Here is an 8,099-nt window from a genome sequence, read left to right as displayed (position 1 = left end):
GCAGCATGCGGCGCAGCGTGGCATCGCCATCCAGCAGATGATGCTTGAGCGCGCCGCCCACATGCGCGGCAATCGTGCCCGCCAGCACCAGCACAAAAAGAAAGTGCAGGGTCGCCGCCAAATCAGAGAGAGCTTCCGATTTGGGCACCAGCGGCAGGCTCTGCCCCAAGGGCCACCAGATTGGCGCGAAACCAGAGGTTGCGGCGTGATGCACCCAGCCCGAGAGGGGCACCAGCACCAACGAGCCATAAAGCAACCAATGTGCCGTCTCTGCCGCCCAGGCCTCGATCCCGCGATCCCCGTTGAGCAATCCGGGCTTGGGTTGGGACAGGGCCCAGAGGATACGTGCGAGCGCCACGAAGAAAATCGCCACCCCTAACGTTTTGTGCAAGGAAAACAGGAAGGTGGCCTGAGAAATCAGCGCCTCTGTTGGCTCTGCTGCAACCGCTTCGGCGACGTCGGTTGCATACCAGCCAAGCGGCAGGTTCGACAGGATCAAGAGCGCGGTGAGCCAGTGAAAGCTCTTGGCGATACTGCCAAAACTGGTGGCTGAATTGGTGCGTGGCATCGCGAATGTCCTCATGGTTGCAGGTATACTCTAGCGGCATATTGCATGGGCGCAATGACAGCCCGTGCACAGCACCTCTGCGTCTTTGCGCGACGGCGTGAACATGGCGCAAACTGATGTGAAACCGGGCAAATGCGTTGCCTTGGGCGGCGCGGCGATGTATCGGAGGGCACTTTTCAAGGGAGGGGCAGGGCATGAGCCGAGCATTCGTATTTCCGGGGCAGGGCGCGCAGGTGATCGGCATGGGCGCAGACCTCGCCGCCGCCTATCCGGCGGCACGCGCGATTTTCGACGAGGTGGACGAGGCCTTGGGGCAAAAGCTCTCGGCGTTGATCTGGGAAGGCGCGCAAGAGACACTGACCCTCACCGAGAATGCGCAACCGGCACTGATGGCCACCTCGCTGGCCGCCTTGCGCGCGCTCGAGGCCGAAGGGGTGGATTTGGCACAGGTTGCAAGCCATGTGGCGGGACATTCCTTGGGCGAGTATTCGGCTCTTGCGGCGGCGGGGGCGATCAGCGTGGCGGATACCGCGCGGCTCTTGCGCATCCGGGGGCAAGCGATGCAACAGGCGGTGCCGGTGGGTGTGGGCGCGATGGCCGCACTTTTGGGCCTCGATTTCGAGACTGTCCGCGCCGTGGCGCAAGAGGCCGCAGAGGGCGAGGTCTGTCAGGCCGCCAATGACAATGATCCGGCACAAGTGGTGGTGTCGGGCCACAAGGGCGCTGTTGAGCGCGCTGTGGAATTGGCCAAGGCGCGGGGTGCCAAGCGCGCCATGCTTTTGCCGGTAAGCGCGCCCTTTCACTGTGCCCTGATGGCACCTGCCGCCGACGTGATGGTACAGGCCCTCTCGGAGGTCACGATCCACGCGCCTGTGGTGCCGCTGGTGGCCAATGTGCGTGCGCAGGCCGTGACCGACCCGGCAGAGATCCGCGCGCTCTTGGTCGAGCAGGTGACGGGCTCTGTCCGTTGGCGCGAGTCGGTGCAATACATGGAAGCACAAGGCGTGACCGAAATCTGGGAGATCGGCGCAGGCAAGGCCCTCTCGGGCATGGTGCGCCGCATCGCGCGCGACATCACCTGCCGTGCGATGGGGTCGCCGGACGAGATCACAGCCGCGGCGGCCAGTCTCGCCGCGAACTGATCCGGCGTATCGTAGACCAGGAAAGGACGGAAAATGTTTGATCTGACAGGGAAATCCGCACTTGTGACCGGCGCATCGGGCGGTATCGGTGCGTCGATCGCGCGGGCGCTGCATGGCGCGGGCGCGACCGTCGGGCTGAGCGGCACGCGGGTCGAACCGCTTGACGCCTTGGCGGCGGAACTGGGTAGCCGCGCGCATGTGCTGCCCTGCAACCTTGGTGATCCCGAGGCGGTCGAGGCCCTGACCAAGGACGCGATCGCCGCCATGGGCGGGCTCGACATTCTCGTCAACAACGCAGGGATCACCCGTGACCAGCTCTTCATGCGGATGTCCGACAAGGATTGGCACGATGTGCTCGATGTCAACCTGACCTCGGCGATGCGTCTCTGCCGAGGGGCCGTGCGCCCGATGATGAAGGCGCGATGGGGCCGGATCATCAATATCGGCTCGATCGTGGGATCGAGCGGCAATCCCGGTCAGGCCAATTACGCCGCTGCCAAGGCGGGACTGGTGGGCATGACCAAATCCATCGCCGCAGAGGTCGCCAGCCGGGGCATCACCGCCAATGTGGTAGCGCCGGGCTTTATCGCCACGCCGATGACCGACAAGCTGAATGACGAGCAGAAGGCCGCTCTCAATGTCCAGATCCCGATGGCCCGCATGGGCACATCCGAGGAAATCGCTGCCGCCGTGCTCTATCTTGCCAGCCCCGAGGCGGGCTATGTCACCGGGGCCACGCTGCATGTGAATGGCGGCATGTCGATGTACTGAACCGGCGCTTGATCCTTCTGGTCCATCTGGCCTGAGTGAAAGCATTTGCCATTGCTCGCGCATATGCTATAGGCCACCGAGATCAGCCGGAGGGACATGCGGATTCTCCCGGTGGCCTGTGTATTCAGGTAGTCGAGAACCGCCCACTGGGGCAAAATCATCGCCACTTCCCGGGCTGGGCGGGGGCAGACAACGGGCAAAACAGCCCAAGACAAAACGAGGAACAAGACATGAGCGATATCGCAGACCGCGTTAAGAAGATCGTTGTGGAGCACCTGGGCGTCGAAGAGGACAAGGTCGTCGACAAAGCCTCTTTCATTGACGATCTCGGCGCGGACAGCCTCGACACGGTCGAGCTGGTCATGGCATTCGAAGAAGAGTTCGGCATTGAGATCCCCGATGATGCGGCGGATACGATCCAGACCTTTGGCGACGCGGTCAAGTTCATCACCGAAGCGTCCTGATTTCGCGCGCATGCGCCACTCAAGAGCCCTGCCATTTGGCAGGGCTCTTTGCGTTTGCCCCATAAGTGTTTTCACAATCGCGTGAGACACATCGGCTTGCCGCCCTTTGCGGGCACCGTGACGGTGCCATGACACGCCGTTAACGGTCCGTTGATACATCCCTTCCCCATCGCTCTGGCCCATCGCTTTGGCCACGGGCAGCACGCATGCGGCGCGGCAACAGGAAAGGGATATCCATGAACAAGGCAATCACCGACGGCATCGTTTTCATGCCGCAACCCTTCGCTAACGGTCTGGACCAATGGTCGCGGGGCGACGGGCGACCGGGCTCTGACACCTATGCCAACGCGGCTGATGCGGCCTTTGTGCCCGCCGATCAGGATTTCGGAGGCGCGCTGGAGTTGCAAAAGACGGAAAGTGTCCAGCGCCTGCGCTACATGGGCGAAACGCCGATCCTGCCGGGCTGCTACCTGCAAATCCGTGCGCGGATCAAGGCGATTGCCGGCAATCTGCCAAGTGTTCGCATCGCGGCCTTTGCGGGCGGGGCAGGGGGCGTGGCGCTGCCCGGTGTCACCGTGACCGGGCCTTCGGTGGCGCTGACCACCTATGGCGCTGTGGTCGAGGTGACGGCCATCGTCGGCACGGGCACCCGCGCGGGCGTGGACATGCCTTGGGGGCGGGCGGCGATCTTTGGCCATTTCGGGCTTGATCTGACCGGGCCGAGTGGGGGCGTGGTGCGCATTGATGACCTTACCATCGAGGATGTGAGCCGCTTTTTCCTGCGCGATGTCATCAGCACGGTTGATGTGCGCGACTATGGCGCACTTGGCGATGGGGTGACAGATGATCACGCCGCGTTTGAGGCTGCCGACACCGCCGCAGAGGGCCGCGAGATCATCGTGCCTGCAGGCCAGTATTTTCTGGGCCAGAGCACCGCGATCCAGAATCGGATCAGGTTCGAAGGCACGCTCGTGATGCCGGATGCGGCGATCCTTGCACTGACCAAAAATTACGATCTGCCCGCCTATATTGATGCGTTCGGCGATAGCGAACTGGCCTTCAAAAAGGCCTATCAGGCGCTATTGAACAATTCCGATCACGTGACGCTGGATCTCGCCGGGCGCAAGGTCGTATTGCGCGCGCCGGTTGATATGGCGGCGGCGGTGGGCAATCGCACCACCTATAACCAGCGCCATGTCATCCAGAATGGCCAGTTCACAATTCTGGGCGGCCCGGTCTGGACAACCGAGGTCGTGACCTCACAGGCCAGCTATGACATTGCCGACCCCCGCCGTCTGACCAATGTGGTCAACGTGGCCAATATCCCCGTGGGCGCGCTGATCGAGGGCAATGGCGTCGGTCGCGAGGTGTATGTGACCGCCCGAAACGTGGCTGCCCAGCGGCTCGACATCAGCCAGCCGCTCTTTGATGCGGCGGGCACGCAGGTCTTTACCTTTCGACGGTTCAAGTACCTGCTGGATTTCAGTGGCTTTGGCGATATCTCCCGCATGGTCTTTTCCGAGGTGGATTTCCAATGCACCGGCGATTGCAGCGGGGTGCTCTTGCCGCCGCAGGGCTCGGCCAACCATTTCCGCGACTGCTTTTTCACCCGCCCCAAGGATCGCGGCATCACCAGCCATGGCGAGGGCGATCAGGGCATGATGATCGACCGCTGTCAGTTCATCTCTGACGAAGGACCGCTTCTGTCGACCGAGCGGCGCAGCATCGCGTTCAACGCGAATGCCAACGATCTCAAGATCCGCGACAATCGCAGCGTTCTATTCCGGCATTTCGCCGTGCTCGCGGGCAGCAGTTCGCTGATTTCCGGCAATCACGTCTTTCAGGGCGACAGCTCGCAGGGTGGGGCGCGCGTTGCGGGGTTTGTGCTGACCCGGATCAACAATCGCGGCAGCATCAGCGGCAATTACATCGACAATTGCTACATTGAATGGGTGAATGAACATGATCCCGAGCCCGGTTTTGCCAGCGAATTTTCCTTTAGTGCGCTCAGCATCACTGACAATGTCTTTCTCGCGGGCAATATGGCGCCGTGGTTCACCTATATCGTGGTCAAACCGCATGGCGCCGGGCATTTTCTCGACGGGGTGAACGTGACCGGCAACACGTTCCGGGCCATCGGCACCATCACACGGGTTGAATCGGTCGATACCAGCTTTGCCGATCTCAACTATGACCGGGTGCGCAATGTCACCTTTGCCGATAACAGTTTTCACAACATCGAGATCCCTGTCGCCAATCCGCTGGTCATGCAGCACACCGAAGAAAGCGCGAGCGCAACTTGGGTGGTCACGCCCGCACCGCGCTTGCCGTTCGGGGCCTGGGCACAAACGGTCGAAACGGTAATGCCCGCTGGCCCGCTGCGCAACGCCGCCAATGCGGTTGTCCACGCAACCCCCTATTTCGAGGCGCAGCAAGGCCCGGACCGCGACCGGATCAATCTGCGTTGGCCGAGCCCGGTTCTGGGGTCGGTGGTGCTTCGGGTTCGGATCGACGATCCGCTGTAATACCTGCGCGGGGTCTCTGGTGGCGCGTCAGAACGATCGCCAGAGACCCAGCTTAACCCCCCGTTCCCCTCCGCCCGACAAGGGCAGGATCACCCCGAACTCCAGATGTGCGTTGGGTTTGGTTTCATGGATATAGGAGGGGGCGAAGCGCGCGTAGGTCCGCCCGCCTGCCGGGCGTCCGGTCTGTATCTGTGCCAGCACCTTGCCGCGCGCGCCAAGATTGAGGCCGAGTGTCACGTCACTCTCCAGCGTCACCTCTCCGCCGTCAGAAACCACCGCCCGCCCGTCAAACGCTGCCCAGCCCTGCCGCCCCCAGAGCGTGAGACCACGCCCCAGCGACAGGCCTGGGCGAACCGCGCTTTGCTCGGAGACCTCGCCAAGGCCGATTTCCACCGCGATCTTCAGGCTCCCGGCATCCCGTCCGATGGGCCAACGGGCAAAGGCGATGGCCTTGGTCATGCGCAACGCATCGCCCCCCAGATCAAGCCCCAGCGTCAATCGCTCGGTCGCGCCGTATTCCGCATAGAGCGTGAAACTCTGCCGCGCGATCCCGGTTTCATCCGGCGCATCAACCTGGCCTGTCGTCGCCAGAAACGTCTGGCCCTTGCCGCGTGGCCAAGCGCCCGCCGAAGCCGCACCCACCAGCCACGGCAGGACCACCAATGCAAGGATCAGGCGTCGCAGCATCGTTACCTCCGCGTTAACCCTCGTTAAAAAGGGTAAAGCGCGGGTTAAGATCGGGCGGGAATTTACCGCATCGGGGCTGCGTGTTACGCTCGCTCAGGAAAAGGAGGTCTGCCATGCCCCATATCACCGCCACGACCGATCACCAGACCGTGATCACCACCTTCGAGGTGACGCCCGGCACCTGTCAGGATCTGATGGACCTGCTGACCGACGCCTACCGTGATTTCATCTCGCGTCAGCCGGGGTTCATTGCGGCGGGACTGCATGTCAACGACGCTCAGACCCGCATCGCCAATTACTCGCAATGGCGGGCGCGGGAGGATTTTCAGGCGATGCTGCGCTCTGATGTCATGCGCGCCCGTAACCGTGAGATCAGCGCGCTCTGCAAGGGGTTCGAGCCGGTGATGTATGACGTGGTCGCGACCTTCGGATGAGTGAGGATAACCGACCGTCGGACGAGTTGACGCGCGAAGTGGCGGCGCTGCGCCGCGAATTGGAGCGGCTGAACGCGCATCGCTTCATCCGTGTTCATAACTCATTCCCGCGTATGTTGGCGTTCAATCTGGCGCGTGGCCTTGCTGCCGGGCTTGGGACGGTATTGGGGGCGACGGTGCTCTTGTCCGTGATGATCTGGGCGCTCAGCCAGATCGAGTTTCTGCCCATCATCGGGGATTGGGCGGCGCAGATCGCCGCACAGGTGCGCGCGATTCAGAACTGAACCAGCACCTGATCTGGATCATGGTGATCTGACCAGCGCCGCGCCATCATGGGTGCAGGCAGCAGGAAAGGATGGGCCATGTACGCACATATTCTGGTTCCGGTATCATTTGAGCAGGACCGCGATCTGAACGCGGCGCTGCGGGTGGCGCGACTCTTGGCGGGCGAGGGAGGGCGGATCAGCCTCTTGCATGTGATCGAGCAGGTGCCAAGCTATGCGATGTCATATTTGCCTCAGGGCTATGTGAACGAGGCGCGCCGGGCGACCGAGGCCCAATTGGCCGACATCGCCGCCACCCTGCCCAAGGCGTCGGCGCATGTGGTCGAGGGACATTCAGGCCGCACCATCCTTGATTGGGCCGAGGCCCACAAACCCGACTGTATCGTGATCGCCAGCCACCGGCCCGGCATGCAGGATCTCTTGCTGGGCTCAACCGCGGCCAAGGTGGTGCGCCACGCCTCTTGCGCGGTGCATGTGATCCGCTGAGCGGCCTTGTTTACGGGCTTTGGGTTGCACCGCTCGCGATGCGACCCCACATGCGAATGGACGCATAAAGAGGAGAGCGCCCATGCAATGCCCGATTGATGGCACACAACTGGTTCTGGCAGAACGCTCCGGGGTCGAGATCGACTATTGCCCGCAATGCCGGGGTGTCTGGCTTGACCGGGGCGAGTTGGACAAGATCATTGACCGCTCTGCCGCAGCGCCCGCCGTCGCGCAGACTGCCGCACCCAGGGCAACCTCGGGGTATGATGGGCGCGACCACGACCACCACGGTCAAAAACCGCGCAAGAAGCGCGGCGGATTTCTAGAGGATCTGTTCGACTTCTGACAGAGCGGCTTGAAGCGTGCGAACGGCGGGGATAAGGGCGGGCATGGCCCCACGTCTTACCCTCATTTTGGCGCTCGCTATCGCGATGACCACATTGATGCCCTCGAGCGGTGGCACCTCTCCACTATTGGGGTTGGACAAGCTCGCGCATCTGGTGGCCTTTGCGCTCTTGGTGATGCCCATGAGCCTGCGCGCGCCGCACCTCTGGCAACTGATCTGGATCATGGCCCTTGCCTATGGTGGGTTGATCGAGATTGTGCAGCCCTATGTCGGGCGGGGCGCCGAGTGGGCGGACCTCGTGGCTGACGGGCTGGGTGCGGCCCTTGGAGTTTCGCTTGGGTTGTTTTTTCGCAAGATACTGCGCATCAACCACTAAGTGGTGCATGCTGCGA

At 62.5% G+C, this 8,099-nt stretch carries 11 protein-coding genes; 9 read left to right on the top strand and 2 right to left on the bottom strand.

What is annotated here, in order from left to right; all coding sequences use genetic code 11:
• Positions 1-568, bottom strand: a 568-nt coding sequence (locus tag KBT70_RS04040) for a cytochrome b/b6 domain-containing protein (protein WP_296629092.1), incomplete at its 3' end; no start/stop codon positions are given.
• 194 nt (positions 569-762) lie between these two features.
• On the opposite strand from KBT70_RS04040, the gene fabD reads away from it, so the two are divergent.
• From fabD to KBT70_RS04020, 4 genes are all read left to right on the top strand, one after another.
• On the top strand, positions 763-1,710 hold the full coding sequence (gene fabD, locus KBT70_RS04035; RefSeq protein ID WP_296629089.1) for an ACP S-malonyltransferase: 948 nt from the start codon (positions 763-765) through the stop codon (positions 1,708-1,710).
• 33 nt (positions 1,711-1,743) lie between these two features.
• Complete coding sequence (fabG, locus tag KBT70_RS04030; protein ID WP_296629087.1) at positions 1,744-2,481, top strand: 3-oxoacyl-[acyl-carrier-protein] reductase; 738 nt, start codon at positions 1,744-1,746, stop codon at positions 2,479-2,481.
• Positions 2,482-2,711: 230 nt separating this feature from the next.
• Positions 2,712-2,945, top strand: coding sequence for an acyl carrier protein (locus tag KBT70_RS04025; protein ID WP_008282321.1), 234 nt, complete (start codon positions 2,712-2,714; stop codon positions 2,943-2,945).
• A 236-nt stretch (positions 2,946-3,181) separates the two neighbouring features.
• On the top strand, positions 3,182-5,470 hold the full coding sequence (locus tag KBT70_RS04020) for a glycosyl hydrolase family 28-related protein (protein ID WP_296629085.1): 2,289 nt from the start codon (positions 3,182-3,184) through the stop codon (positions 5,468-5,470).
• A gap of 27 nt (positions 5,471-5,497) precedes the next feature.
• Here KBT70_RS04020 and KBT70_RS04015 read toward each other — a convergent pair whose 3' ends face one another.
• Complete coding sequence (locus tag KBT70_RS04015; protein ID WP_296629083.1) at positions 5,498-6,157, bottom strand: hypothetical protein; 660 nt, start codon at positions 6,155-6,157, stop codon at positions 5,498-5,500.
• 113 nt (positions 6,158-6,270) lie between these two features.
• On the opposite strand from KBT70_RS04015, the gene KBT70_RS04010 reads away from it, so the two are divergent.
• The 5 genes from KBT70_RS04010 (at position 6,271) to KBT70_RS03990 (ending at position 8,083) form a co-directional block, all read left to right on the top strand.
• The gene (locus KBT70_RS04010) at positions 6,271-6,591 is read left to right on the top strand and encodes an antibiotic biosynthesis monooxygenase family protein (protein ID WP_296629081.1); all 321 of its coding nucleotides are present in this window, start codon (positions 6,271-6,273) and stop codon (positions 6,589-6,591) included.
• Complete coding sequence (locus KBT70_RS04005; RefSeq protein WP_296629079.1) at positions 6,588-6,875, top strand: DUF5665 domain-containing protein; 288 nt, start codon at positions 6,588-6,590, stop codon at positions 6,873-6,875. The genes KBT70_RS04010 and KBT70_RS04005 overlap by 4 nt, the downstream gene beginning before the upstream one ends.
• A 78-nt stretch (positions 6,876-6,953) precedes the next feature.
• A complete protein-coding gene (locus KBT70_RS04000; protein WP_296629077.1) occupies positions 6,954-7,361 on the top strand; it encodes a universal stress protein in 408 nt (135 codons plus the stop codon).
• Between the two features lie 82 nt (positions 7,362-7,443).
• Positions 7,444-7,707 (top strand): zf-TFIIB domain-containing protein, encoded by a 264-nt coding sequence (locus KBT70_RS03995; protein ID WP_296629076.1) that lies wholly within the window; start codon positions 7,444-7,446, stop codon positions 7,705-7,707.
• 43 nt (positions 7,708-7,750) lie between these two features.
• The gene (locus tag KBT70_RS03990) at positions 7,751-8,083 is read left to right on the top strand and encodes a VanZ family protein (protein ID WP_296629075.1); all 333 of its coding nucleotides are present in this window, start codon (positions 7,751-7,753) and stop codon (positions 8,081-8,083) included.
• Positions 8,084-8,099: the final 16 nt, after the last annotated feature.

This window comes from Roseovarius sp. (genome assembly GCF_018066915.1).
In the GTDB taxonomy this organism is placed as follows: Bacteria; Pseudomonadota; Alphaproteobacteria; order Rhodobacterales; family Rhodobacteraceae; genus Roseovarius.
The sequence above is the reverse complement of the archived record's forward strand: the minus strand, read 5'-3'. Positions and strand labels throughout refer to the sequence as shown.

What these genes read in the sequence shown, in the direction of transcription:
- fabD (WP_296629089.1), top strand. Translation starts at nt 763, where the DNA reads ATGAGCCGAGCATTCGTATTTCCGGGGCAGGGCGCGCAGGTGATCGGC.
- fabG (WP_296629087.1), top strand. Translation starts at nt 1,744, where the DNA reads ATGTTTGATCTGACAGGGAAATCCGCACTTGTGACCGGCGCATCGGGC.
- KBT70_RS04025 (WP_008282321.1), top strand. Translation starts at nt 2,712, where the DNA reads ATGAGCGATATCGCAGACCGCGTTAAGAAGATCGTTGTGGAGCACCTG.
- KBT70_RS04020 (WP_296629085.1), top strand. Translation starts at nt 3,182, where the DNA reads ATGAACAAGGCAATCACCGACGGCATCGTTTTCATGCCGCAACCCTTC.
- KBT70_RS04015 (WP_296629083.1), bottom strand. Translation starts at nt 6,157, where the DNA reads ATGCTGCGACGCCTGATCCTTGCATTGGTGGTCCTGCCGTGGCTGGTG.
- KBT70_RS04010 (WP_296629081.1), top strand. Translation starts at nt 6,271, where the DNA reads ATGCCCCATATCACCGCCACGACCGATCACCAGACCGTGATCACCACC.
- KBT70_RS04005 (WP_296629079.1), top strand. Translation starts at nt 6,588, where the DNA reads ATGAGTGAGGATAACCGACCGTCGGACGAGTTGACGCGCGAAGTGGCG.
- KBT70_RS04000 (WP_296629077.1), top strand. Translation starts at nt 6,954, where the DNA reads ATGTACGCACATATTCTGGTTCCGGTATCATTTGAGCAGGACCGCGAT.
- KBT70_RS03995 (WP_296629076.1), top strand. Translation starts at nt 7,444, where the DNA reads ATGCAATGCCCGATTGATGGCACACAACTGGTTCTGGCAGAACGCTCC.
- KBT70_RS03990 (WP_296629075.1), top strand. Translation starts at nt 7,751, where the DNA reads ATGGCCCCACGTCTTACCCTCATTTTGGCGCTCGCTATCGCGATGACC.